The following is a 25292-nucleotide window of genomic DNA, read 5'->3' on the forward strand; positions in this document are numbered from 1 at the left end:
CACTGGGAAACACTCGGAAGGACATCATGGGCAACGAAGCTTCATGGCAGGAATCCGTCACCTCGGGCCGCTTCGCCGGCAAGACAGTCATCGTCACGGGCGCCGGCTCGGGCATCGGGCTGGCCACGGCCCTGCGCGTTGCCAAGGAGGGCGGCAAGGTCATCGCCGCCGACATCAGCGCCGAGCGGCTGGACGAGCTGGTCGCCGGGAACAGCGGCCTGGACCTGGTTCCCGTCGCCGGCGACATCGCTGATGAGGCAACCGTCGCCGCCGTCGTCGCCGCCGCAGGCGGCCGGGTCGACGCCCTCGCGAACGTCGCGGGCATCATGGACCACTTCGCCCCGATCCACGAGGTTGACGACGTCACCTGGGAGCGGGTCTTCAGGATCAACGTCACGGCCCTCATGCGGCTGACCCGCGCCGTTGTGCCGTTGATGCTTGAAGCCGGTTCCGGCTCCGTGGTCAACGTCGCCTCCGAGGCCGGCCTCCGGGGTTCGGCCGCCGGTGCCGCGTACACCGCGTCCAAGCACGCCGTCATCGGACTGACCAAGAACTCCTCGGTGATGTACGGGCCGAAGGGCCTGCGCTTCAATGCCGTGGCCCCCGGCGCCACCATCACCAACATCGAAGCCACGTGGGGTTCCCAGCTGGCAGCCGAGCGGCTCGGCCCGCTGATGGGAGCGAACATCCCGGCCCCCGCTACTGCGGCGCAGCTGGCGGCCTCGATCACCTTCCTGCTCAGCGACGACGGCACCAACGTCAACGGCGCGATCCTCGCCTCCGACGGCGGTTGGTCGGCGGTCTAACAGCACGCCGGCACAACGAAAGAGGACGACGGCGGGAGGGCTCCCGCCGCCGTCCTCTTGCTATATCCCGGCTGTCTGTCAGCAGGGCCCCGTTGGCTTGGCCTGGTCAGGCCGGCTTCAGCGCTGTCCGCCAGACTGCGACGGCTTTTGCGGTGAATGTCCAGGTGGCTGTGCCGCTGGCGCCCGCGGTGGCTTGCGTCTTGTCTGCCAGTTCAGCGATCTGTGCGTCGGCGGCTTCCCAGCGTTCGGTCCAGCCGCTTGGGGCGGTGGCCGCTGGTGAGGAGCTGTCGAAGCCGACGCCGCCGATCAGCATCGCGTTGTTGCTCGCCGTGGTGACGCTGGGGGCTGCGATGCTGGTCGCCGTGTAGGTGGTGTTCGCGGCCGTGACAACGCTGCTGTCCAGCGGGGTGCTGTTGTTGACACCCCGGTAGGCAGTGACGCCGCCACCCCACTTCACCGCGGTGCTCAGCGTCCAGCTGTAACTTGCCGGGTCAGAGGAACCGACGACCCGGTAGTACGCAAACACCCGGGCGCCGCTGCCGATGTTGAGGGTGTTGACGATCGGGGTCCAGCCCGACGGGGTGCTGGCTGTCGGGTTCTTGTCCGCCGTGAATGAAGCTACCAGGACATCGCCCGCTGCCGTTCCGGAAGGTTTGTTCAGCGTGACGGTGGTGGTGGCCGTGGTGTTGTTCGTCGTGGTGGAGGCGCCGACGGTGATCCCTGATGTCGGCGGCGGGGTGGTGCCCGGGCTGACCGTGATGGTCTTGCTGGCCGACGTCGAGCCTCCGGCGTTGGTGGCGGTCAGTGTCGCGGTGTAGGTGCCGGCCGTGGTGTAGGTGTACGAGGGATTTTGGGCGGTGGAGGTCCCGCCGTCCCCGAACGCCCAGGCCCAGGAGGTCGGTGAACCCGTCGACGTGTCAGTGAAGCTAACGCCCAGTGGTGCGGTGCCTGACGTCGGCGTCGCGGTGAACGAGGCCACCGGGGCTGCCGGCGGGGGCGGGGGAGTGGTCCCTCCCGTGCTGGCGCCTGGTTTCAGCGCTGTCCGCCAGACTGCGACGGCTTTTGCGGTGAATGTCCAGGTGGCTGTGCCGCTGGCGCCCGCGGTGGCTTGCGTCTTGTCTGCCAGTTCAGCGATCTGTGCGTCGGCGGCTTCCCAGCGTTCGGTCCAGCCGCTTGGGGCGGTGGCCGCTGGTGAGGAGCTGTCGAAGCCGACGCCGCCGATCAGCATCGCGTTGTTGCTCGCCGTGGTGACGCTGGGGGCTGCGATGCTGGTCGCCGTGTAGGTGGTGTTCGCGGCCGTGACAACGCTGCTGTCCAGCGGGGTGCTGTTGTTGACACCCCGGTAGGCAGTGACGCCGCCACCCCACTTCACCGCGGTGCTCAGCGTCCAGCTGTAACTTGCCGGGTCAGAGGAACCGACGACCCGGTAGTACGCAAACACCCGGGCGCCGCTGCCGATGTTGAGGGTGTTGACGATCGGGGTCCAGCCCGACGGGGTGCTGGCTGTCGGGTTCTTGTCCGCCGTGAATGAAGCTACCAGGACATCGCCCGCTGCCGTTCCGGAAGGTTTGTTCAGCGTGACGGTGGTGGTGGCCGTGGTGTTGTTCGTCGTGGTGGAGGCGCCGACGGTGATCCCTGATGTCGGCGGCGGGGTGGTGCCCGGGCTGACCGTGATGGTCTTGCTGGCCGACGTCGAGCCTCCGGCGTTGGTCGCGGTCAGGGTCGCGGTGTAGGTGCCGGCGGTGGAGTAGGTGTGCGACGGATTCTGCGTGGTGGAGGTCCCGCCGTCCCCGAAGGTCCAGGCCCAGGAGGTCGGTGAACCCGTGGACGTGTCAGAGAAGGCCACGTCCAAGGGTGCGGTGCCCGACGTCGGAGACGCGGTGAACGAGGCCACCGGTGCTGCCGGCGGGGGCGGTGTGCTTCCCCCCAGGGTCCGGTAGGAGAACCAATAGCGCTTGGTCACGTTGTTGCTGGCCAGGACCACCAGGCCGGTCGTGCTGTTCACGCTCTGCTTGCTGGTGGTCACGTCGTTCATGTTGGCGGACGATCCGTCCTGGATGACCGGTGTGCCGCGCCCGGTCGGGAAGACCGGATTGTCCATGGACGCCGTCTTCTCATAGATGGCGCCGGGGATGCCGGAGTAGGCGCAGCCGCTGACGCCGGTGCCGGGCGCCGTGTGGAAGGCATGCACGGTGTTGTTCTGCGTATCCAGGATGATTTGCGGGCGGGAAACGCAGTCCCCGATCGTGGCGATCGTTGATTGCGAGAACGAGCCCGTTCCGGGCTTGAAAACCACCAGCAGCAACTGCGCCAGGCTCTGGTTGCTCGACGTGTCGTTGAGGCCGGTCTTGATCGCAGCGAACACCCGGCCGGTGCTGTCGGACTGAAGCGTCTTGACGCTCAGATGATCGTCGGCCAGCTTGTTGCCCTTGACGGCATCCTGGACCTTCCACGAGGAGGTCGCCGTGGGGCTGGTCCCATCGGTGCGGGTCGCCCAGCGCACGGAGCCTGCGAGCTGGTCGCTCCACATGACTCCGATCTTGTTGCCGCCGTAGGCCACCACCGCGGAAATGTCATCCGGTGCGGGGTTCGGGTTGGTGACCGGAATAACGAACGGGGAATCCCAGCTGGTCCCGCCCGCTGCGGAGCGGTTGACGTAGACGGTGTTGGTGAAGCCGCTGGTCGAATTGCCGGAGACCTGGGTCCAGGTCGCCCAGATGGCGCCTGTGCTGTCCTGGTCGATCGTCATCGACTCGCTGCTGTTGTTCATGATGGTGGTCGGGAAGCCGCTGTCCAACGTGAACGTTCCCCCGGAGTAGCTGTAGCGGTACAGCTTGGCCGGCTGCCCCGAGACCGAGGCCTTGGGCGATGTATCACCGGACACTGTCACTACATGGGAGGCGATGTAGAGGTGGGTGCCATCCCAGAGGGTGTCCGCCAGCGTGCTGGCCCGGGTGTCGTTCGTGATGCCGGTGCTGACCCAGGCCTTCGTGGGGACGTCCAGCCGGTAGATTTGCCAGCCCGTACCGGAGGTCCACATATCGGCCCACCACGATCCGCCGTTGTACCAGAGCTTGCTCTGCGGCTTGTCCGAGGTTGGCGGGTTGCTCACTCCGGTGTAGCTGATGCTGGGATAACCGTAGTCGGCGGCCGCCGAAGCGCTGCCTGAGATTCCGAGCAGGCCCCCGGCCACGACTAATGCCATTACCAGGCTCTGGCTAAGCCAGCGGACTGTACGTTTCATCTTGATCGCCGTTTCTTTCATGCGTTTTATCGCCGTTTCCATGGTGAGTTTGCAGATGTTTCCCGACGAGGTGATGCTAGCCACTCTTTCGGGAAGTGAAAAGAGCAATTTTCCTTAGTTGAGATTCTTATGTCTTTCCTGGCGGAGAAAGACCTTTCATGGAATACGCGATATGCCCCCTGGGCGTCAGTTGAACTGCGCCCAGAATCCCGTTTCCCCCTGAACCCGAAGCCCCGTCGCAACTTCGCTGTGGCGCCGGCGTGCGCCGGCTCTGGACGTTGCAGTCGAGGCGGCGTACGGTTCCAGTATCAGGACAAAATCGCTGAAACTCAACGGAATTTGGCACTTAAGCCGCCGACCGAGTACACCGTTCACGAATGACTCGTGGTTCCCGAGTAGACCGCCGGGAAGACCCAAGTAGAGGCACGGGAATCGCGTGCTGAGTGGAACAAACAACCAAGTATTAGCCACTCGTGACACAACATTGGGTGAACTTTAGGCTCTAGGCAAGGCCACCGTCCAGTGGCAGCTGGGGTTCGGAGTTGCTCGTAATTCGACGGACGTCTATGAATTCGTCCGATAGGTTCTCATTCGCTGATGGCAAGGCTGTCAGCGTCCGGAAATTCCATGAAGTGGTGAGGCTTTTGTCTATTCCCAATTTGGTCCCTAATTCGCCCACCGAGCGAATTACCGCCTCGCCGAGGGCTTCGGTGAGCGTGGTTATTCCAACGCTCAATGAAGAAATGAATTTGCCGTGGGTTCTGCGGCGTATGCCTTCATATGTGGATGAAGTGGTCATCGTGGACGGGCGCTCCCATGACCACACGATCGACGTCGCCCGGGCACTCAGGGTCGACGTCGTGGTGGTGGCTGAACCGCGCAAGGGCAAGGGCATCGCCGTCCGCGCCGGCTTTGCAGCGGCGTCGGGAGACATCATCGTGATGCTCGACGCGGACGGAAGCATGGACCCGCAGGAAATCGGCTGGTTCGTTTCCCCACTCCAGCATGACTACGACTTCGTCAAGGGCTCCCGCTACGTAACAGGCGGCGGGTCGGAAGACCTGACCTGGCTGCGGAACACCGGGAACCGGGTCCTGACGGGGTTGGCGAACACGGTGCTGAGAAGCAACTACTCGGATCTTTGCTACGGCTACATTGCGCTCCGCCGGGAATGCCTCGAAGTCCTCGAGCTGGAGTCGGACGGCTTTGAGATCGAGACGGAGCTGATCGTCAGGGCCGCCCGCGCAGGCCTGCGGATCGCGGAAGTGCCGAGCTTCGAACTTGACCGCATCTCCGGTGTCTCGAACCTGCAGACCTTCCGGGACGGATGGCGGGTCCTGCGCACGCTGGCCCGGGAATGCACTACGTGGGATGCGCCGACCGCGGGGGCAAGGCCCGAAGCCCTCCGACGGGTGAAGTACACCTATCCGAATGTCCGGTTTGCCCGCACTCCCACGGATCCGCACAGCGTGCTTACCGTGGCGGAAGGAGCCTAAGGTGCTCGACTTCAATTTCCGGCCCACCGCTTCCGTGGTCATCTGCTCCTACACGGAGCAGCGCTGGGAACTACTCATGGACGTCATTGACTCCGTCCACGCCCAGACGCTGCAGCCGAAGCAGGTGATCGTAGTCGTGGACCACAACGAGGATCTGTACAAGCGGCTGGTGGCCGCCGTTCAGGACGTCACCCTGGTGGAGAGCACCGGTCTCCAGGGCCTTTCCGGGGCCCGGAATACGGGCGTGGGCCTGGCCACCTCGGAGATCGTGGCGTTTTTGGATGACGACGCAGTGGCAGCCCCGGACTGGCTCGAGAAGCTGACGGCGCTCTACGACGATTCCGACGTCCTGGCCGTCGGCGGCAAGGTTGAGCCGGCGTGGGAAGGCGGCCGGCCCGGCCACTTCGGTCCTGAACTGGACTGGATCGTCGGCTGCAGCCACCGCGGCATGCCCAAGGTGGCCTCTGAAGTGCGGAATGTTATCGGCGCCAACATGTCCTTCCGGCTTCAGGTGCTCCAGCAGGTCGGCGGCTTCAACCTTTCCCTTGGACGTCAGGGGACGAAACCGCTGGGTTGCGAAGAGACGGAAATCTGTATCCGGGCGGCTGTCGGCTCCCCGGGCTCCCGCATCGTGTATGAGCCGGCAGCCCTCGTGCATCACCACGTCCCGGTCCAGCGGGGAACGTTCCGCTACATGCTGGAGCGTTCCTGGTCGGAGGGTATTTCCAAAGCCCAGGTCAGCCACATCGTGGGCCACAAACGGGCCCTGGGTCCCGAGCGGCGCTACGTGCGCAGCGTCCTGCCGCGAGCGGTCTTTTCCGCCCTGGCGGCCTGGGGCCGTGGTGCCGATCCCCAGGGTTTGCGCCGGGCAGGCGCCTCCGTCGCCGTTCTGGCAGTCACTGCCGCAGGCTATCTCCGCGGACGCCGGGTCGCCCAAGGCTCCGGATCGCTCCTGTCCGCCTCAACACCTGTCCCCCATAGCGGCCCTCCCTGGAGGGAAGCCACGTGATTGAAGTCGGAAACGAGTTTGTGGTGGCAATCGAGGACGCAGGCCTGGACATTGCTCCTTCGATGGGAACCGAGGCCGTCCCTGACTGGCCCGGCGCCCTGTGGGTCGGAGCCGTCGATCTTGATACCCTCGCGGGCTGCACCCACCTGAGGCTCCAGGATTCCGTGGGCTACCACCGCGCACGCCTACTGGTGCGCAGCGGACCGTCAGTGCGCGGGTTCATCGACGTCGACGCTCCAGGCGGTGTCCTGGACCGTGGCGTCCTTGAGTCTGCCGCGGCGTCACTGCCGGCGACCGCAGTATCCCAGACGTCGTCGACGCCTTCAATCACTGTGATTGTGTGCACGCGGGACCGCGCGGCCCTGCTGCGCGGCGCGATCGCCGCGATCCTGCGCCTCGACTACCCGAACTTCGACGTCATCGTTGTGGACAATGGCGCAAGCACTGACGAAACCCGCGACATGGTCCGTGATGAGTTTCAGGACCCCCGCTTGATCCTGATTTCCGAGCCCAGGCCGGGGCTGTCCAGGGCGCGCAACGCCGGCTTGCGGCGTGCGCGCGGGGACATCGTCGCGTTCACGGATGACGACGTCGTAGTGGACGAGTTCTGGCTGCGGGGAATCGCATCCGGCTTTGAACAGGCCCCTGATGTTGCCTGCGTGACAGGACTGGTTCCTGCGGGCGAGTTGCGGTCGGCCGCCCAGGGCTACTTCGACGAGCGTGTCAACTGGTCCAAGATCGTGGCGCCTAAAGTCTTTTCCATGGCGGATCCGCCGGCCGACCTGCCGACGTTCCCGTTCTGCCCGGGGGCCTTCGGCACCGGGGCGAACTTCGCGCTCGATCGACGCACCGCCCTGGCGCTGGGAGCTTTTGACCCGGCCCTCGGCGTCGGGACACGCACCTGTGGCGGCGAGGACATCGACATGTTCACCCGGGTCATCCTCGGCGGGCATTCCCTGGTTGTCCAGCCTTCAGCGATTGTCTGGCACCGCCACCGGGCAGAACTGGAAGACCTCATTGTTCAGGTCAGCGGTTATGGCAAAGGTCTGGGATCGTGGCTGACCAAGATCCTCTTGAACCCGCAAACGGCACGAATGGCCATCGCCCGGAGCCCGCAAGGCGCGCTGCATTTCCTCAGAAACGCCCGCAACCATTCCCGTGGGCAGAACGCGGCGATTACGACGGCGACGGCGCCCCGCGACCCGCGCATCGCGAAGGCCCTGCGGACAGAACTTGTCTCAGTGGCGCGAGGACCACTGAACTACCTTCTTGAGCGCCGGTCGGGAAAGACATAGGTGGGCTTACCGGCCGCCGGCACGGCAGATGGCCTTCACAGTTTTTGGGGGAACGCGTCACAAGGGGACGCTGACTACCCACTCTCACAGTCCCCGAAAATCGATCAAGGAAGTATCAGCGACATGGGTCTCTTACTCCACGACGAAACACCAACCCCCAAATCCCCGAAACCAACCGTATCGGCATTGAGGGCAGAGAGGCCTTTGGACTTTGGGCTGGCCCTCGCCGGCCTTATCCTAGCCGTCCTCATCCTGTTCGATCTGGGCGGCCCGGTGCTGGCGCCGGTCACCCTCCTCGGCTGCCTCGTGCTGCCCGGATGGGTCCTGGTCCGACGTCTTCCGGACACTGATCCGGTCGCACGGGTGGTCTGGACCGTCGTGATGAGCGCAGCCATCTACACCCTCCCCGCCGTCCTCATGGCGTGGGCCCATTTCTGGCATCCCCGGCTCGTCACGGCCGCCATCCTGATTGCGGCATCGGCACTCATCGCGGTCTTCCCTCCGGGGACCGGAACAGGCCGGCATGCAGTTTACGGGCATCCGGTCAGCAGGCGCGCGCTGGACTGGCGCTCCGTGCGGAGCCTCGAGGCGTTCCGGGCCCGCAGCCTCTCGACGTACGTGCCGTGGGCCATCCTCGGCGTAGCGTTGGTCGTGTGGGGCGTGGCCCTGGCCATGACAGGAGAGGAACTCGTCGGGAACAAAGGGCTCCTGACCACATTTCCCCTGATCTGGTACTTCGCCGTGGCCGCCGTCGTGGCGCTGTGCATCTGGGCTGTCGCTGCGCGGAAGATGGCGTCCAACGGCTTCCTGGCAGCCTCCACCACGGGACTCGTCGCCATGCTGTATGCCTCGGCGCCCATGGTGGTCAGTGTTCCGCGCCTGCCATGGTCCTACAAGCACATCGCCGTGACGAACTACATCGGTGCCGCCGGCCAGGTGGATCCTTCAATCGACATCTACAACCGGTGGCCCGGTTTCTTCTCAGTCAGCGCATTCATGGGCGAAGTGGTCGAGTACCGCGACGCCGTGGACTACGCTGCACTGGCGGAGTTCGGGTTCGCCCTGCTGGACGTCGTGATCATCCTCGCCATCGCACGGACCCTCAGCTCCAACCCGAGGATCTACTGGACCGCCACCCTGGTCTTTGCCCTCACCAACTGGGTGAACCAGAACTACTACTCGCCCCAGGCGTTCTCGTACACCCTCTACCTGACGATGTGCCTGATCGCACTGACGTTCCTCCGCAGCACTCCGGTCAAAATCGCCACCGCGGTGGAGGCCAGGCTGAAAGGACTGCAGGGGCGGTTCAGCCGGGGGCTCCCGGCCGCCACGAAGACTGTAGAGGTCCGGCCCAACCCGGCCATGGTGATGCCCGCGGCGGTGGCGATTCTCATCCTGCAGACTGCGACGGTCGTGAGCCATCAGCTGACGCCGTACATGGCCATCCTGGCACTGTTCCCGCTCTTCGTCTTTGGCTACTTCAAACCAAAGTGGGTGGGCCCGGCGCTCGCGCTTATGGCCATCGCATACCTGCTGCCGAATCTCGATTATGTGGACAACAAATATGGCCTGTTCAGCGGGTTCGACATCTTCAAGAACGCCAGTTACACCCTGCCCCAGGTCGGCAATATCGATAACGCCACCGGCTGGATGGCCCGTACTCCGGATGCACTATCCCTCTTCGCCGGGGTGCTCGGACTGGCCGGCTTCATCCGCAACCTGCTCCGGGGCAACGTCAGGCAAACGCTGATCGTCGGCTGGCTGGCAGTCGCGCCCATGTTTTGGCTCCTCGCCCAGTCCTACGGCGGGGAGGCCAAGTTCCGGGTCTTTCTCTTCGCGCTCCCGTGGCTGGCAGTCGGGACGGCTTGGCTGTTCTGGTCCGGGCCGATCCGCACCCGGAAGGCCGTTATGGGCGCCGTCGCCTCAATGACGATCATGGCTGTCCTGTTCACGATTGTGTACTTCCAGGCGGAAGCGAAATTCCGGGTCCCGAAAGCAGACGTGGTGGCAGCGCAGTGGCTGGACGCACGGGTGGGGCCGCGGGACGTTATTTTTGAAACCAACGCCTTCTTCCCGTTGCTGATCGGGCCGAACTACCCCAGCTACCTGGAATGGGGCCGGGTCACCTCGCTGACCAAGTTTCTCCAGGGCTCCAGCCGGAGCCTGACGCCAGAGGGAGTCGAGCGGTACGCGAACAACAACTGGAAGCCTGAGCGCATCTTTGTCGTCTTCTCGGACTCGCAACTGGCCCAGGCGATCAAGGACAAGCTATTCGATGCCGACATGCTCCCCGCTCTTGAACGGGAGATAGCCGTAGGGGATAAATCCGATCATGTATATGACAATGGAGCCGTCCGAATCTACCAAATCAAAAAAACCGGTTAACTTGGGGACAAGCGGCGGCATTCTCGCCAGAGTGGTCGCGGTCGTCGTCGCAACTGCGGTGGTCGTCGCGGCGGGCTTGTTCTTCTCGCGGGGACCCGACCCGTCGGACATGCCGGTGGGGGACCTCCCCGGCTGGAAGCAAACCGGCGCCCAGGACTTCAACACTCCGGCCCGGCTGGGCCAAGTGGGTGACGTCTACGGGCCGGACATGCGCGGATACCACGATCTCGAGGACACCTCCGGCCAGGGACTCTACACGCCGGATTCCGTGCTCTCCGTGAAGGATGGAAAACTCGATTACTACCTCCACACGAAGGGCAGGACGCCGCGGGTAGCGAGCATTGTCCCGTTCGGCTACGCCGGTCAGACCTATGGCCGCTACTCCATCCGGTTCCGGTCGGACAGCCTGCCTGGCTACAAAATCGCCTTTATGCTCTGGCCCACAAGCGATGATTGGCTCGAAGGCGAGATTGACTGGCCGGAAGGCGAGCTCAACGGGAAAATGTACGGCGTCTCGGCCATCAAGGATTCTCCGCTTAAAGGGCCGGACCGGTTCGACCCTTCCACGAGGTATTACTCGCGGACCGATGCGACCGAGTGGCATGTGGCGACGACGGAATGGACCCCCGGCAAAGTGAAGTGGTTTTGGGACGGGGAATTCGTCGGCAAGACGACCATTCCCGAAGGTGTCCCCACCACCAACATGCGGCTGACGCTGCAGGCCGAGACGAAGGACGGAGCCGACCAATCGTCACCCAAGCCTGAAACGGCCGGCCACCTGGAAGTCGACTGGGTCGTGCAGTATGCCTACGCGCCTTAGTACGGCCCGCCCGCATATCACCGGCAGGATTGTCAGGCACGATTTTCCAGTGTTACGGCGGGAGGAACAGATGGAAGTGCCCAGTAACGGCCAGACCGACCCAGGGGAATGGAACGGTGAGCAGCCGGACATCCACCCCTTGATCGCGAGGGCATTCCAGGCGCTTGACGGGTCGGGGCTTGCCTGGGTGCTGTTGCGCGGCGAAGATGACCTCGTCCGCCCCAGAGGCGATGTGGACATCCTTGTGGGGGACGGCCAGATGCAGCGCGTGGACGCATTGTTGGCGGGTGTTGGTTTCCGCCGCGTGCTCGCTCCCGGGCACGGAAGCCACCGGTTCTATTTCAGCTACGACGCCGCAGAAGACCTGTGGCTCAAACTGGACGTCGTCTCGGAGATCTCCTTCGGCCCCTACCAACAGTGGCACACGCCCCTGGCCCAGGGCTGCCTCAAACGGCGCCTCCGGAACGGGCTGCTCTGGCTCCCGGCAACAACCGAACAGGCATGGCTTCAGCTCCTCCACACCATGCTGGACAAGGGCGGAGCCGTCGGGCCGGAGCGTGTGGAAACCGTCCGGGTCGCCGGCGCGCTGGCCTCGACCGATGACGCGATCGCGGCCTATGTCGACCGGCAGGTGGGACCCGGAACCGCCGCGCAGCTGCTCAAACTCGTCAGATCAGGCAGCGTTGAGGATTTCCGGGGTCCGGCCCTGCGCATGGCGTCAGCCCTGACCCGGAACGCGCCGTTGCGTACCAGGTTTACCGCGGACCGAAACCGGGGGCTCCGGCTGATCAGCCCGACCTTTCAGGGGCGTGTCGGCCGCGGCATCGTGGTTGGTGTGGTGGGCCCGGAAGGTGCGGTCGAAACGACGCCGCTGCGCCGGCTCTGCGAGAGCTTTCCGGTTCCCAGCCGCTGCGTGTACCTGGGCATTCAGGGACCTGGGCGGAGGGGCGGCTGGGTCGCGCGGATTACCGGCGGGCGACTCGGCCAGGGCGCGGTCGGGCAGATCCGCGGCGCGGTGGCAGCCAGATACCACTATCGGCGGGGCCGGCTGGTTCTTGTGGTCCGGCCGGCCAACGACTCTTTGCTGCCCGGGTCTGCCGGGGGAAAGCTGACAGGGACGGCCCTGGCGGGCGCGCTGGCGCCGCGGCCCGACGTGCTGCTTGTGCTGGACGCCCCCGGCCGGGTCATGTTCGCGGCGAACGGTGGAAACCGGGCTGAGGTCCTTGAAGAGCGGCGACAGGCCCACCTGGAAACCGCACAGCGGCTCCCCACCACCTGGGTCATCGACGCTGCCCAGCCTCAGCCGCTCATCCAGAGGATTGCAACCGAGATTGTCTGGGGGCGGGTGGCTGGATCCGCGCCCACCCTGGCCGCGTCCGGACGGCCGGAGCCGGAGACCCCGGAATCCGGAGGGCGGCCGTGAACTTCATCGACTCGGTACTCCGCGAGCACTACGGCGAGTGGGAGCTGGCGGCTTTCGGGCTGGGGGCGGAGTGGACCAGCGTTATGGTGACGCCGCAGTTCACCACCTCACGGCACGTTGTGGGCCTGGTCTTCGCGGCCGGCGCCCGCTCACCCAGCCTGGTCGTCAAAGTTCCGCGCTGCCCTGGAGACAATGAAGGCGTCCAACGGGAGGCGGAGATGCTGCGGCAGCTCACCGCACTCAGCGGCGGGCGGGTGGAAGGGATCCCCCACATTGTGGCCACCTTGGAGGTGGGGGAGCACACCGTGCTGGTGGAGACTGCTTTGACCGGAGCCCCGCTGGACCCGGACAAGGTCGCCGGGGACCTGGCCGGCGCGGTCACCCTCGGTGTGGACTTCGTGGCCGCCCTGCCCTGCACCCGGCAGGGGGCGGACAACCGGGACTGGTACGAGCGGACGGTCGAGCGCCCGCTGGAGGCCCTCGCCGCGCTCCTGCCGCAGGACGCCGAGGTGTCCGCGTTGGTCGACCGCACCCACGAACTGCTGGGGCCCCTCCGGCACAGCACACTGCCCGCAGTATTCGAACACGCGGACCTGAGCCATCCAAATCTTCTGGTGCAGGCCGATGGGAGGCTTCAAGTCATGGACTGGGAACGCTCGTCGCTGTACGGCATTCCCGGGCACGACCTCATCTTCTACCTCCAGTACCTCAGTGAATCGTCCGACATGGCGTTTTCCCGGGTCGCCCAGCTGGCGGCGTTCGACAAAGCCTTCGGGCACGGCGGGTGGGCGCTGACGCCACTTCGCGAGCACCTGGCGCTCCGGAGCGTCGATCCGGAGCTGCTCCCGCTGCTCGTGATCGCCACCTGGGCGCGCTCAGCGTCCACGCTGGCCTACCGCCTTGCGAGCGAGGACGTTCCAGTGCCGGGGTCGGCCCAGCTGCGGGCCGCCGTCCTGGCGGACCGCGACTTCTGGCTGTGGCGGCATGTGGTGACCTCCGGCCTGAACTAGGTCTGCACCGGATGGTGCTGAGCCGGGAATTCGCCGGGGGACGGCGGTTCACGGCAAGATGTGACCATGGAGCACACTGACCAGCAGCCCTGGGTGAAGAACTACCAGCCGGGTGTCCCGGCCGAGATCGAATTGCCCACGGAATCCCTTACCGCGATGCTGGAGCGGTCTGTGGCCGAGGCCCGTACCGCCCCCGCGCTGGAGTTTTTCGGGCGCCGCACCAGCTACACCGAACTCGGTGAACAGGTCGACCGGGCAGCGGAGGGCCTGCGCAGGCTCGGCGTCCGCGCCGGCGACCGTGTGGCCCTGATATTGCCGAACTGCCCGCAGCACGTGGTCGCGTTCTACGCGGTGCTGCGCCTCGGCGCCGTCGTCGTCGAACACAACCCGCTGTACACCTCGCGGGAACTCCGCCACCAGTTCGAAGACCACCAGGCCCGCGTCGTCATTACCTGGGACAAGGCCGCGGCGGCCATCCGTGACTTCCCGTCCGACATCGAGATCGACCACGTCGTCTCGGTCAATCTCCTGGCGGCGTTCCCCGCCGTCAAGCGCCTTGCCCTGCACCTGCCGGTAAAGAAACTGCGGGAGTCCCGCGAGGCGCTGACCGGCCCCGCGCCGGGAACGACCCCGTGGAAGGAACTCCTCAGCCACGGCCGCATCGATCCGGGACACCCCCGTCCCGCGGTCAATGACCTCGCCGCAATCCAGTACACCTCGGGAACCACGGGCCGTCCCAAGGGCGCCATGCTCACCCACTTCAACCTGTACTCCAACGCCCTGCAGGGTGAAGCGTGGATGCACGGGGCCGAATACCGCAAGGAAGTCTTCTACGCGATCCTGCCGATGTTCCATGCCTTCGGCATGACGCTCTACCTTACCTACGGCATCCGCAAGCAGGGCCTGCTGGTTCTCTTCCCCAAGTTCGACCCGGACCTGGTGCTGGAGGCCATGAAGAAATCGCCCGCCACGGTCTACTGCGCGGTCCCGCCGATCTACGAGCGCACCGCCATGGCCGCGAAGGAGAAGGGCATCTCGCTCCGGTCCTGCAAATACTGCATCTCCGGCGCCATGAACCTTCCTGACCATGTCGTGGAACTGTGGGAGTCGGTCTCCGGCGGGCTGCTGGTGGAAGGCTACGGGATGACCGAGTCCTCGCCGGTTGCGCTGGGCAACCCCTTCCACCCGACGCGCCGCAACGGCACGATCGGCGTGCCGTTCCCGTCGACCCGGATGAAGGTCGTCAGCCTGGACGATCCCGACGTGGACGTGGCGCCGGGCCAGCCGGGGGAGTTGCTGCTGAAAGGCCCGCAGGTGTTCCAGGGTTACTGGAACAACCCGGAGGAAACAGCGAAGACCCTCACCGCTGACGGCTGGCTGCGGACCGGCGACGTCGTGACCGTGGACGAGGACGGATTCACCACGATCGTTGACCGGGCGAAGGAGCTCATCATCACCGGCGGTTTCAACGTCTCACCCACCGAGGTGGAGGCGGTGCTGCGCCTGCACCCGGACGTCAAGGACGCCGCCGTCGTCGGCAAGCCACTCGAGCGGGGCGGCGAGATGGTGGTCGCCGCCGTCGAACTCGAGCCGGGCACCATGCTGGACGAGGACTCCCTCCGCGGGCACTGCCGCGAGCACCTGGCCGGCTACAAGGTCCCCAAACGGATCGTTGCCATCCCGGACATGCCGCGGTCGATGCTCGGCAAAATCCTGCGGAAGCAGGTTCGCGAGCAGGTGCTGCCGACGCTATGACCTTGCCGGGGCACACGGCGAGCGGGCGAGGACGACGGCGGGGCGCGCCGTCGACGTCCTTCGGGCTGCCACGACTGAGCGAGTAGGCACACGTGGAGCCAATCACCCTGCTCAAGTAGCCGTCCAAGGCCGGGCCCAGAGGCTGCTACTAGTGACACCCGTTCGTGCAGATCGTAGGCTTCAGTACACAGTTGCAACGGCTGTCCCGCCGGTGCTGTCGTCTCGTGATTGACGCGGTCGATTGCAGTGGGGCAGCTGCTGGATGGCAGCTAACTGGAAACCCGGCCAAGGAGGTCTCACCCCGTGGTTCACGCGCTTCGCAGCGACTCGCCGGCGTCACGCCCGCCAGAGCGCGCCCGACGGCGGCGCACATGACTGCGGACCCGCACACGGGCCGTTCGGCCGTGCACCCGACGGTAGCCAAGGCCTTTCATGCCCTTGACGAAACGGGGCTGCCCTGGGTCCTGCTGCGCGGCGAGGACGACCTCGCCCTGCCCTCCGGCGACGTGGACATACTCGTGGCACGGGAGCTGCTGCCGGTCCTGGACGGGCTCATGAACGGGATCGGACTGTGCCGGGTTCACGCCACGGGACACGGTAGCCACCGCTTCTACTTTGGCTATTCGGACTCCGGTGAGCTGTGGCTGAAACTGGACATTGTCACGGAAATCTCCTTCGGGCCGTTCCAGCAGTGGCGGACGCCCTTGGCGCAGGGCTGCCTCGAACGGCGCGTCCGCACGGGTGAGCTGTGGATGCCCGCCCCGGCGGACCAGGCCTGGCTGCAGCTCCTCCATCTCACGCTGGACAAAGGGGAGATCCAGCCGCAACGCCAGGAGGCCGCCCGGGCCGCCGCAGCCGTCGCGTCGCCCGCGGACCGAATCGCCCGATACCTGGATCAGCGCAGCGGAGCGGGCACCGCGGCGGAACTGCTGGACTTGGTCCGCGCCGGCAGGTTTGACGAGGCCCCCGCCCTGGCCGCCGGCCTGCGGTCCGGCTGGACTTCCGCTGCACCGCTGCGGACACGCACACTGGCACTGACGAACCGTGCGCTGCGCCAGCTCAGCCCCAGGCTTCGGGGCCGGGGCCTGGTGGTGGGCGTGATGGCACCCGACGGTGCCGGCAAGACCACACTGCTCCACGGCCTGCGTGCCGATTTCCCCATCCCCACCGCCTATGTCTACATGGGATTGTGGGGCGCCGGGCCGTGGGATAGCTGGCTGCACCGGGTCCCCGGCGGGCGAACCGGGAAGAAGATGTACCGGGCCCTCAAAGGCGGGATGGCCGCCCGGTACCACCGCGTCCGCGGGCGCGTGGTGCTCATGGACAGGGTCGCCTACGATGCCCTGCTGCCAGGAGCTGCGGACAGCAAACCTAAAACCGGAGTATCAAACTCACTCGCCGTGCGGCTCGCCGCTGCTCCGGACCTCCTGCTGGTCCTCGATGTTCCCGGTGAGGTGATGTTCTCCAGGAAGGGCGAGCACACGGCGGAAATTCTGGAGACATGGCGGCAGTCCTACCTGCAGTTGGCCGATCGGTTGCCCGGTTCCAGCATTCTCGACGCCGCCCAGCCCCTGGACCTGGTCCAGCGGCTGGCAACGAAGACGGTGTGGGGCCGTATGTGCCCCGGCACGCCGGACGCCTCCGAGGCAGTTCCTGCGGGGGAGGCGGCCGCCCTCTCGCTGCACTTGTGGAGGCTGCTCGACTGGCGCTTCCTGGTACCGGTGTTGCAGCCCCGCAGTGTGGGGTACGGCGGCTCGGTGGGCCCGGATCTGATGGCGGCGCTGCATTTGCTGGACCCCGACGCCGCCCGCATCCCGTCCCGGCGCAATGGCACCACGGATGGTTCTTTTGAAGTTGTGCTGCTCCGGGAGCCTGACCTGCAGCTTTTCGAGCAGGCCGCGGCGGCGGTGCAGCCCGGCGGGTGGATGTGCGCCCAGGTGAAACGTTCGTTCCTTCGGCGCACGGGTCCGCGCACGCTGGCGGGTTGGAAACGGACGTTCAAGCGGCGTGGTTTCGATGACATCAGCGTCCACTGGCACGCGACCACCCTGGACAGCCCGGGCCGCCTGGTGCCAACGGCATCGGCCACTGCGGTCTTGGACACGCTGTCGCTGCACAAGGGGGTCCGCTTCGGATTGGCCAAGGCCGTCATGGCCCGGTTTGCCCTGGTGCTTCGCTTGTTCGATGTGGCAGTCCCGGAGGGAACCGTGACGGGCCGCCGCCCGGAGAGCTGAAAACCCGCAGGGCCCCGCCACTCCGGGGGTCAGCGGCGCCGGACCAGCTGCACCAGCTCATCATGCAGGGGCTTGAAACCGAAGCGCAGAATCGCATAGACCACGGCAACGGCCGTGGGGACAACCAGGACCAGGGTGGCTACTCCGCCCAGGACCGGCGCCGCGAGGATGCCGAGTCCCGCTACTGCCACGGCCGCGCCGCAGACCAGACCGGGCGCTACAGCACGGAGCAGTTCCCGGGCCCGCAGCTCGATCACCCGGGCGGCCACGAGCTGCATGCCGCAGGCGAACACCACCGCGACGACGAATTGTGCACAGGCGACGCCCACGATGCCCCACTGGGTGGCATACAGCAGGACCGGCAGCAGGATAACGAGCCGTACCAGCGAAACCCAGATCGAGAGGCCGGGACGGCCGATGGCCTTGTACACGTCGTTGGCGCCGGCGCCCAGGGAGCGGGCCGCGGCGTAGAGGGCAAGGAAAACGAGCGGCAGTACGGCGTCCAACCACTTCTCGCCGAAGACCAGCGGTACCAGAACCGGCGCCACGACTGCCAGCCCCACACCCGTGGTGACCCCGTACAGGGACTGGATCCGCACACTGGTCAGGTAGCCGGAGCGGAGCCGTTCCGGCTCGCCGCGTACCTGGGCGTACAAGGGGAACAGGACGGTCGACAGCACAAAGAAGACGTTGAGGATCAGCACCTCGGGCAGGCGGAAGGCCAGCGTGTAGTAGCCCAGCGCGTGCGCCCCGAGGAGGAGGCCAATGATGAGGTAGTCGATGTCGAAGATCAGCCGGGCCAGCATGCTGCTGCCGGCGACCGGTGCGCCGTATTTCAAGTTGGCTTGGAGGGCATCTTTGCGCACGCGCCAGATTTGCCAGGGTGCACTCCTGCCCACGAGGAACCAGCACGTCGCTGCGTAGGCCACGGACCCCGCCGCGGTTCCCACGGCCAGCGACCAGGCCCCGTGGCCGGTAAATGCCAGGCTCAGTGTCACTGTGCCCATCGTGGCGGCACGTATGACCGGAGCCGCCGTGAGCTTCTTGAATTGCAGGTCGCGCCGCAGCAGGGCCTCGGGAACGGCGCCGAGTGAGGTGGCCAGCACCGAGATCCCCAGGACCTGGACCAGGGGTTCGACATCGGGGAGGTTGAAGATCTCCGCAATCAGGGGCGCGGCCAGGAAGGCGCCCAGACCCAGGAGGGTGCCCAGCACTGCGGAGATCAGCAGCGCGGACCTCGCAATGACGCCGGTGCGTGGCAGGTAGACCAGCGCCTGGGCCACGCCGGCGTCGGCAATAGTCTCCGCGTAGCCCATGAGGACCAGAGCCAGGGCCACCAGGCCGTACTCTTCGGGAGACAGCAGCCGCGCCAGCACGATGGTGGTCACAAGGACGATGATTCTTCCGCTGGCGAAGGCCAGCCCCTGCCACATGGCGCCCCGGACACCGGTCCGGGCCAGTTCCCCGGGTGCGTACGTCATGCCGGCGAGCTTCCAAGCGCAAGGCCGGCGCTGCCGGGATGGATCGCGCTGCGCAGCTCGTCCAAGTACTCCTGCGTGACCGTCTGCCAGGTCCTGACGGGACCGGCGTCACGCTCCGCGTGCTCCGGCCGTGGCCCCGTCAGCCGGTTGACGACGTGTTCAGCAAAGTTGCCCGAGTCCGGCTCAATGGTCAGCAAAGGATGAGGGTCCTGCTCCCGGGCTGCGACCGGCGTGGCAACCACGGGAAGTCCCGCAGCCAGCGCTTCGCGGACCGAGTTCCGGATGCCGACCCCATGTTCGTCGGGGAACGCTGCCACATCGGCGGACTGGAAGACGTCGAGGACGGACGGCACATTCGCCAGGACCTCCACCCGGGGCCCGGCCAGCGCGAGGACTTCAGGCTCGGGGCGGCGGCCGGCGAGGACAAACCTTGCATCCGGGACCTTTTCCCATACCAGGGGGGCGATCTTGCCGATCAGGACCTTCACGCTATCGATATTAGGTCCGTAGTTCAGGCTGCCGACAAAGCAGACCACTGGGCCGGACTGTCGGGCGGCGGGACGGCGGGCCTGCTCGGCTCCGTTCGGGATGCTCCGCACCGGCCGTGCCAGGCGTTGAGACCATTCAATGGCGTCCTGTGAGCCCACCGTGAGAAGGCGCGCCCGTGCGGGCAGGCGCCGCTCGGCCCGCAGCGCCTGACGCTCCCGTGCCCGGTACGCCGGCCGCAGGCGCCCCGCGATGGCGGTGTCCATCCCGGCCCGGATCGACCAGGGGTCCACTGTCTGCAGGACAACCGGTCCCTGCACGTGGCGGGCGAGAAAAAGGGCGTGTGGACCGTGGATCAGGGTGGCATCGCTCCGGGCTGACAGCCTGACAGCGGTCGAAACGGCCTCCGCAGTGGAACGTTGGTGCTTTCCGACGCCGTTCAGGCCAGCAAATGACCGCATCAGCGCAGCAGCGCGGCTCCGGGGAGTCAGGACGTGCACTGCGGCGCAGCGGCTGCGTACCTCGTCCGGAAGGCCGACCGGGCCCGAAAACGTCAGCAGGGTCACGTCCACGTCGGCTGGAAGATTCCGCAGAATCTCATAAGGAATCATCGAGCTGCCGTCACCGAAGACGGGGTCCCGGTTGGGCACACTTTCTGTGATGTACAGAAGCCTCATTGCACGAGTGTACTGGACCCTGCGGGCGTGCGGCCGGGGGTCCGGCGGCCCTGTTTGGGACCGCGGATATTTCGTGCGACGGCTGTCAGCCCAGAAGATCGTCCTCGTAGCACCAACGCCAGTCCTCCCCAGGTTCGATACTCCGCATGACGGGATGGCCGGTGGCGTCGAAATGCCTGGAGGCATGGGTTCCGGGCGACGAATCACAGCACCCCACGGTGCCGCAGGCCAGGCACATTCTGAGGTGGACCGGCGTCGTGCCTTCCCGGGCGCAGTCCGCACAGTACGGGTGGGCGGGGACCCCGGGATCCGGTGCGGATTCCAGATGCGCGCACACTCCGCCCGGCTGGGCAACGCCCTCGCCGCCGCCGCCGCTGGGCATGTCGAGGTCCTCCACCGCCGCGTCCAGCATCGATTCCTCAACGTCCAGCCGGTCCAGGACCGAGCTGAGGACCTCATGCGGAAACCCGCCGCCGCGCCGCAGCTCCAGCACCTTCGTCCGCTCAGCATCCAGCATCGCCAGCCGCAGGTGGGCGTAGCGCTGGCTCGGCGTCGCCGCCTCCGCCGAGGGCCGACCAAGACGTTCCCAGGCCGCCAGCCCCCGTTCCTGGGTCCGCCGCTTGAGCATCGCCATGACTTCGGGCGGGTCGGCGTCGGTCCGGAGCTCCTGCAGCCGTTCCACCCCGGCCGCCGTGGCCAGCTGCATCAGGGACGCCTGATTCAGGGCATCTTCACGCTGGTCCGGCCCCTGGACCCGCAGCAGCCGGACCAGCGAGGGCAGGGTGAAGCCTTGCAATGTCAGGGTTCCGCCGACCACCACCATTGCCGCCAGCACCAACACGGAACGGTGCTCCAGGTCCGCGGGCAGCACCAGCACCGCCGCGAGGGTGACGACACCGCGCATGCCGGCCCACGAGACGATGGCGGCGTATTGCCACGGCGGGGCCGGGTCCTTCCGCCGTATCGCCGGAACCAGCCGGGGCAGGTAGGTCGCGGGGAACACCCAGACCGGCCGGAGCAGCAGCACCGCCAGCAGAATCACGGCGCAGCCGGCCCAGATCCGGGCGGCCCCCAGCGAGTCGCCCTGGACGCCTTCAATAATGGTCCGGACCTGCAGGCCGATCAGCAGGAAGACCGAATTCTCCAGCAGGAACTGCACCGTGTCCCAGTTGCTGCGCTGGCTCAGCCGGGCCGCGCCATTGGGCATGGACGGCGCCTTAGTGCCCATCACCAGCCCCGCTACGACGACGGCGAGGACACCGGAGGCATGGATCGCCTCCGCCGGGAGGTACGCGACGAAGGGTGCCATCAGGGACAGGGTGGTGTTGATCGCGACGTTCCGGATCCGCTTGCGCAGCTGGGTCAGCACGTAAGCCGCAGCCAGTCCCACCACCAGCCCGCCGCCGGCCGCGAGCAGGAATCCGCCAGCCAACCCGGCCGCCGAGACGGTTCCTGCGATGGCGGCGATGGCCGCCCGGAGACAGACCAGGGCCGTCGCGTCGTTGACCAGCGACTCGCCTTCGAGGATGGTGACGATCCTGCGGGGCATGCCCACCTTGCGGGCGATGGCAGTCGCCGCGACGGCGTCCGGCGGTGCGACGACGGCGCCAAGGGCAATCGCTGCGGCGAGCGGAATCTCGGGGAACAGCCACCAGACGACGAAGCCCACGGCGAACGTGCCAAAGATGACGTAGCCGACCGACAGCAGGCCGATGGCGCGCCGGTTGGAGCCGAAATCGAACAGTGAGGTCTGCAGCACCGCGGCGTAGAGCAGGGGCGGCAGCAACCCCACCAGGACGAGTTCGGGGTTCAACTCGATGTCGGGAACAAACGGCAGGAAGGATCCGACGACGCCTGCCAGCACCAGCAACAGGGGGACGGAAACATTGATCTTCCGGCCCAAAGCGCTGCCCGCGCAAACCACCGACGCGAGTGCAAGCAATCCAAGCGCAACTTCCATGGGGCTATTCTCTCAGGCGTGGTTCTGCTGGCCGCGACCGGCGGCCGTCAGCCGTCCCCGGGTCAGGCCCCCGTCAGTACCCCGCGATCTGGGCCAGATATCCGTAGTACTGCCCCTTGATCGGGCGGAGTGGGTCGCCTTCGAAACCGAAGCCGCGGTGCTCCTTGTTGTATGCGGCGGTCAGATCCAGGAACTGTGACATCAGGGCCTTGCCCGAGCCCTCACACTCCCCTTCACTGATGCACAGCGCCAGCGAGCCGGCGACGGCGGGGCTGGCGAAACTGGTTCCATGGGCCACCGCATAGCCTGCCGGCTCCGGGGACGTGGAGGAGACGCAGACCCCGGGGGCTGCGACAGTATGGGCTTTGTCCTTGGGTTCGCTGGCGTAGTTGGAGAAGAAGGCCGGCCGGTCATCCAACTGGCCGATCTTGGACCAGTCCTCGGCCCCGCAGACCGGGGACGCGAGTCCGTCCGGCTTGCCGTCGAAGTCCGCCATCGCCGTGGCGGTGAGCACCTCGTCGTAGGTGGCAGGAACAAAGTTGGCGATGTCTTCACCGGAGTTTCCGGCCGCCACGGCGTAGGCGACCCCGGCCTTGACCGAGCGGCAGATGGCGTAGTGCATCGGGTCCGTGCCCTTGCCGCAATTGGAGGTGTCGGCGCCCGGGCCGCCGATGCTGATGTTGGCCACCTCAATGTCGTTGTTTGGGTCCTTGTCCTTGCGCGTCGCCGTCACCCAGTCGATGGCGCAGATGAGCATTTCTTCCGTGATCACATCTGCGTCATTCACCACGCGTACGGACCACAGCGGGGTTCCCGGGGCAGCCCCGATCACGCCCTGTTTGTTTTCTTTGGCGCCGATCACACCGGCCACGAAGGTCCCGTGCCCAACTTTGTCCGTGGGGGTCACCGTGACCGGGGTGCCGGTGGAGCAGTCGATGCCGCCGCGCACATTGAGGTCCGGGTGGGTGCCGTCGATGCCGCTGTCGATCACGGCCACGTTGACGTCCACTGGGTCCCGGGGTCCGTGGTGTTTGCGTTCGCCAGGGGGAGTGCCGCCAATCCTCTTCCACCACTTCGGCGCGACCTGGGTGCTGGGAGACGGGTCCTTGGGCTTCTGGAATTCCCTGGCTACGGTGACGAAGTCAACGCCCGGGTCGGCAGCTAGGCGGGCCGCCTCAGAGGGCGTCATCGTGGCGGCGTACCCGTTCACGGCGTCGCGGTAGACCGTGGAAACGGTTAGGCCGTAGCTGCCCTGCTGGGCTGCGGCCGCGGCGCCGGGGTCAACGACGTCGTCCTTCAGCACCACAATGTAGCTTTGTTCCTGCTCGGCCGCGGTTGCGGGGACGGCTGCGACGAGGACTCCGGCCACGGCCAGGCTCAGCGCTGCGAGGCCGCCGACGAAGGACCGAACCCGTGTCCCGATTTTGGGCGGTGGAGCGGCGTTGCCGGGATCTTGGCGTGGCCCTGCGGCTGCAAGCGCTGGATGTCGTGATGATCCCGGATGGCGGACGTGGCTGAACATAGTGGCCTCCCTTAAGCGTCTTCGCTATTGAGCGCCCCCCGGTCCTAGCTTAGGCCCGGGATCGTGTATTGCACACGGACCTTAGGAATTACTTGGCACAGAACAGCTAACGGATTTCCTAGGCCCGGAGCCAGTCCTGCTCGAAGTCGGGGTGGTCGAAGTAGGGCAGAGCCAGGGCGTTGAGCGAGCGCTCCATCCATTCAAGGGACTGCGGGATCCAGCCGGAGTCGTGGCCAGGATCGCTGACCATCGCGGCAAGGGCAGCCTGCCGGGCGGATTCCACGATGCTGATCAGGCGCCGCTTCGCCTCGCACTCGAGCAAAAGGCGCTGCTCGTACCAGGCGCCGGATTTCGAGACAGTCCGGTCGCCGAGGAGGGTCCGGGCCACGGCCTCGTCCTCGCTGATTCGCTCGGACAGGAATTCGACAATGTCCACACCGCGAGCGTACGCGCCGTTCTTGGCCGTCAACCAGTCCCGGCTGCCGCTGCGCTCAATGCGCCGCGAGGTTCTCCGCGTCCTCGGGACCGATGAAGTGGCAGGATCCGTCGTGCCGCTCGGGCATGTCGCAGGTCCGGCCGGTGGGCAGATGGACATTGCCGCAGAGCCCGGTGATGGCGACGTCCTCGCGGACGTGCAGGCTGCTGAGGTCGGGCCGGGCCTCGCTGCCCTCGTGAATCCGGGGGCTGGCGGGGGCGTTGTGGTCTTGGCTGTTCATGTCTGCGTGGCTCCTTGGAGGGTGTGCGGTGCAGCAGGTTGCCCGTCTCGATTGAGTCCGAGGCCCCAGTTTCACACGACAACGTTAATGCGGGGTTACCACACCGTAAGTTCCTCGTCTCGGGCCGTGCCGGGAGGTGTTCACTGGGGGTATATTTCGAGGGAGAGCAGCATCGGGATTCAACGAGGCAAAAGAGGTGCGCCATGATGGTGCCAAGTTCAGCGGAAACCGGTGCCGGGGCGCCGCCTGTGCCCGGCGAGCCGATGAGCGCAGACGCCCTCGCCATCCGGCTGGGTGACATCGCCCGGGAGCTGCAGCACGAGGACGACGTCGACTCGATGCTGGCCGGGATCGTGCACGCTGCCCTTGAGCTCGTGCCGCACGTGGCCGAGGCCTCGGTCAGCCTGGTCACTGGCCGCCGGACGATTGACTCGCGTGCCGCTTCCAGTGATCTTCCGGGCCGGGTGGACGCCCTGCAAAGCGAAACCGGGCAGGGGCCGTGCATGGATGCGTCCTATGAAGAGCGGGTCGTCAGCGTTCCCGACCTCAGCACGGACCAACGCTGGCCGGAATTCTCGCGGGCGGCCGTCAAGCTGGGGGCGCGGAGCATGCTCTCCTTCCAGCTCTTTGTGGATGGTGACCACCTCGGAGCCTTGAACCTCTTCGGGGAGGACGTGGGCGCCTTCGATGCCGAATCCGAGCGTATCGGGGCACTGGTGGCCGCCCACGCCGCCGTCGCCGTCGCCGGGAGCAAGCAGGTCAGCCAGCTCACCCTGGCCCTGGACACGCGGGACCTGATCGGTCAGGCCAAAGGAATCCTGATGGAGCGCTACAAGATCACCGCCCAGCAGGCGTTCCTGCTGCTGTCGCGGGCCAGCTCAGAGCTGAACGTTAAGCTGCGCGACGTCGCGGAAAGGCTCACCGTCAGCGGGGAAATGGCCAAGAAGCCCTGACGCCGGCCGGGCCGGGGCCG

At 66.4% G+C, this 25292-nt stretch carries 18 protein-coding genes; 11 read left to right on the top strand and 7 right to left on the bottom strand.

Going from position 1 to position 25292, the window contains the following annotated elements:
- Positions 1–26: 26 nt before the first annotated feature.
- Positions 27–806, top strand: coding sequence for an SDR family NAD(P)-dependent oxidoreductase (locus tag GXK59_RS00995; protein ID WP_160668914.1), 780 nt, complete (start codon positions 27–29; stop codon positions 804–806).
- A 106-nt stretch (positions 807–912) separates the two neighbouring features.
- On the opposite strand, the gene GXK59_RS20385 is transcribed toward GXK59_RS00995, so the two are convergent.
- Positions 913–4011, bottom strand: a complete 3099-nt coding sequence (locus GXK59_RS20385) for a PKD domain-containing protein (RefSeq protein ID WP_202129037.1) — start codon at positions 4009–4011, stop codon at positions 913–915.
- Between the two features lie 755 nt (positions 4012–4766).
- Between GXK59_RS20385 and GXK59_RS01010 the strand changes: the two genes are divergently transcribed.
- The 9 genes from GXK59_RS01010 to GXK59_RS01050 all read left to right on the top strand — a co-directional run bounded on the left by GXK59_RS01010 (position 4767) and on the right by GXK59_RS01050 (position 17477).
- A complete protein-coding gene (locus GXK59_RS01010) occupies positions 4767–5546 on the top strand; it encodes a glycosyltransferase family 2 protein (protein ID WP_443094252.1) in 780 nt (259 codons plus the stop codon).
- Position 5547: 1 nt separating this feature from the next.
- On the top strand, positions 5548–6555 hold the full coding sequence (locus GXK59_RS01015) for a glycosyltransferase family 2 protein (RefSeq protein ID WP_237393729.1): 1008 nt from the start codon (positions 5548–5550) through the stop codon (positions 6553–6555).
- Positions 6552–7850 (top strand): glycosyltransferase family 2 protein, encoded by a 1299-nt coding sequence (locus GXK59_RS01020; RefSeq protein ID WP_160663644.1) that lies wholly within the window; start codon positions 6552–6554, stop codon positions 7848–7850. Before GXK59_RS01015 ends, GXK59_RS01020 begins: the two co-directional genes overlap by 4 nt.
- 204 nt (positions 7851–8054) lie before the next feature.
- Positions 8055–10235 carry a hypothetical protein gene (locus tag GXK59_RS01025; protein ID WP_160663646.1) on the top strand — a complete coding sequence of 727 codons (2181 nt, stop codon included), beginning with the start codon at positions 8055–8057 and terminating at the stop codon, positions 10233–10235.
- 31 nt (positions 10236–10266) lie between these two features.
- Complete coding sequence (locus GXK59_RS01030) at positions 10267–11055, top strand: glycoside hydrolase family 16 protein (protein ID WP_160663649.1); 789 nt, start codon at positions 10267–10269, stop codon at positions 11053–11055.
- A gap of 70 nt (positions 11056–11125) precedes the next feature.
- A complete protein-coding gene (locus GXK59_RS01035) occupies positions 11126–12478 on the top strand; it encodes a hypothetical protein (protein WP_160663651.1) in 1353 nt (450 codons plus the stop codon).
- A complete protein-coding gene (locus GXK59_RS01040) occupies positions 12475–13488 on the top strand; it encodes an aminoglycoside phosphotransferase family protein (protein WP_160663653.1) in 1014 nt (337 codons plus the stop codon). Before GXK59_RS01035 ends, GXK59_RS01040 begins: the two co-directional genes overlap by 4 nt.
- A 66-nt stretch (positions 13489–13554) precedes the next feature.
- Positions 13555–15243 (top strand): long-chain-fatty-acid--CoA ligase, encoded by a 1689-nt coding sequence (locus tag GXK59_RS01045; RefSeq protein WP_160663655.1) that lies wholly within the window; start codon positions 13555–13557, stop codon positions 15241–15243.
- Positions 15244–15614: 371 nt separating this feature from the next.
- On the top strand, positions 15615–17477 hold the full coding sequence (locus GXK59_RS01050; protein ID WP_160663657.1) for a hypothetical protein: 1863 nt from the start codon (positions 15615–15617) through the stop codon (positions 17475–17477).
- A gap of 29 nt (positions 17478–17506) precedes the next feature.
- Here the strand turns inward: GXK59_RS01050 and GXK59_RS01055 are convergent, their stop codons facing one another.
- From GXK59_RS01055 to GXK59_RS01080, 6 genes are all read right to left on the bottom strand, one after another.
- On the bottom strand, positions 17507–18958 hold the full coding sequence (locus GXK59_RS01055; RefSeq protein ID WP_160663659.1) for a lipopolysaccharide biosynthesis protein: 1452 nt from the start codon (positions 18956–18958) through the stop codon (positions 17507–17509).
- Complete coding sequence (locus GXK59_RS01060; RefSeq protein WP_160663660.1) at positions 18955–20121, bottom strand: glycosyltransferase; 1167 nt, start codon at positions 20119–20121, stop codon at positions 18955–18957. Before GXK59_RS01060 ends, GXK59_RS01055 begins: the two co-directional genes overlap by 4 nt.
- Positions 20122–20206: 85 nt before the next feature.
- Positions 20207–22081, bottom strand: coding sequence for a Na+/H+ antiporter (locus GXK59_RS01065; protein WP_160663662.1), 1875 nt, complete (start codon positions 22079–22081; stop codon positions 20207–20209).
- A gap of 73 nt (positions 22082–22154) precedes the next feature.
- Positions 22155–23603: a S8 family peptidase gene (locus GXK59_RS01070; RefSeq protein WP_160663664.1), complete on the bottom strand. Its 1449-nt coding sequence runs from the start codon at positions 23601–23603 to the stop codon at positions 22155–22157.
- 118 nt (positions 23604–23721) lie between these two features.
- Positions 23722–24039, bottom strand: coding sequence for a DUF6221 family protein (locus tag GXK59_RS01075; protein WP_160663666.1), 318 nt, complete (start codon positions 24037–24039; stop codon positions 23722–23724).
- Positions 24040–24094: 55 nt separating this feature from the next.
- Complete coding sequence (locus tag GXK59_RS01080; protein ID WP_160663668.1) at positions 24095–24319, bottom strand: hypothetical protein; 225 nt, start codon at positions 24317–24319, stop codon at positions 24095–24097.
- A gap of 203 nt (positions 24320–24522) precedes the next feature.
- Between GXK59_RS01080 and GXK59_RS01085 the strand changes: the two genes are divergently transcribed.
- Positions 24523–25272 carry a GAF and ANTAR domain-containing protein gene (locus tag GXK59_RS01085; protein WP_237393730.1) on the top strand — a complete coding sequence of 250 codons (750 nt, stop codon included), beginning with the start codon at positions 24523–24525 and terminating at the stop codon, positions 25270–25272.
- Positions 25273–25292 lie beyond the last annotated feature (20 nt).

Source organism: Pseudarthrobacter sp. ATCC 49987, assembly GCF_009928425.1.
Classification (GTDB): domain Bacteria; phylum Actinomycetota; class Actinomycetes; order Actinomycetales; family Micrococcaceae; genus Arthrobacter.

Bases quoted from the DNA above. Each gene is read 5' to 3' on its own strand.
- GXK59_RS00995 (WP_160668914.1), top strand. From the start codon at position 27: ATGGGCAACGAAGCTTCATGGCAGGAATCCGTCACCTCGGGCCGCTTC.
- GXK59_RS20385 (WP_202129037.1), bottom strand. From the start codon at position 4,011: ATGGCATTAGTCGTGGCCGGGGGCCTGCTCGGAATCTCAGGCAGCGCT.
- GXK59_RS01035 (WP_160663651.1), top strand. From the start codon at position 11,126: ATGGAAGTGCCCAGTAACGGCCAGACCGACCCAGGGGAATGGAACGGT.
- GXK59_RS01045 (WP_160663655.1), top strand. From the start codon at position 13,555: ATGGAGCACACTGACCAGCAGCCCTGGGTGAAGAACTACCAGCCGGGT.
- GXK59_RS01050 (WP_160663657.1), top strand. From the start codon at position 15,615: ATGACTGCGGACCCGCACACGGGCCGTTCGGCCGTGCACCCGACGGTA.
- GXK59_RS01055 (WP_160663659.1), bottom strand. From the start codon at position 18,958: ATGACGTACGCACCCGGGGAACTGGCCCGGACCGGTGTCCGGGGCGCC.
- GXK59_RS01060 (WP_160663660.1), bottom strand. From the start codon at position 20,121: ATGAGGCTTCTGTACATCACAGAAAGTGTGCCCAACCGGGACCCCGTC.
- GXK59_RS01065 (WP_160663662.1), bottom strand. From the start codon at position 22,081: ATGGAAGTTGCGCTTGGATTGCTTGCACTCGCGTCGGTGGTTTGCGCG.
- GXK59_RS01070 (WP_160663664.1), bottom strand. From the start codon at position 23,603: ATGTTCAGCCACGTCCGCCATCCGGGATCATCACGACATCCAGCGCTT.
- GXK59_RS01080 (WP_160663668.1), bottom strand. From the start codon at position 24,319: ATGAACAGCCAAGACCACAACGCCCCCGCCAGCCCCCGGATTCACGAG.
- GXK59_RS01085 (WP_237393730.1), top strand. From the start codon at position 24,523: ATGATGGTGCCAAGTTCAGCGGAAACCGGTGCCGGGGCGCCGCCTGTG.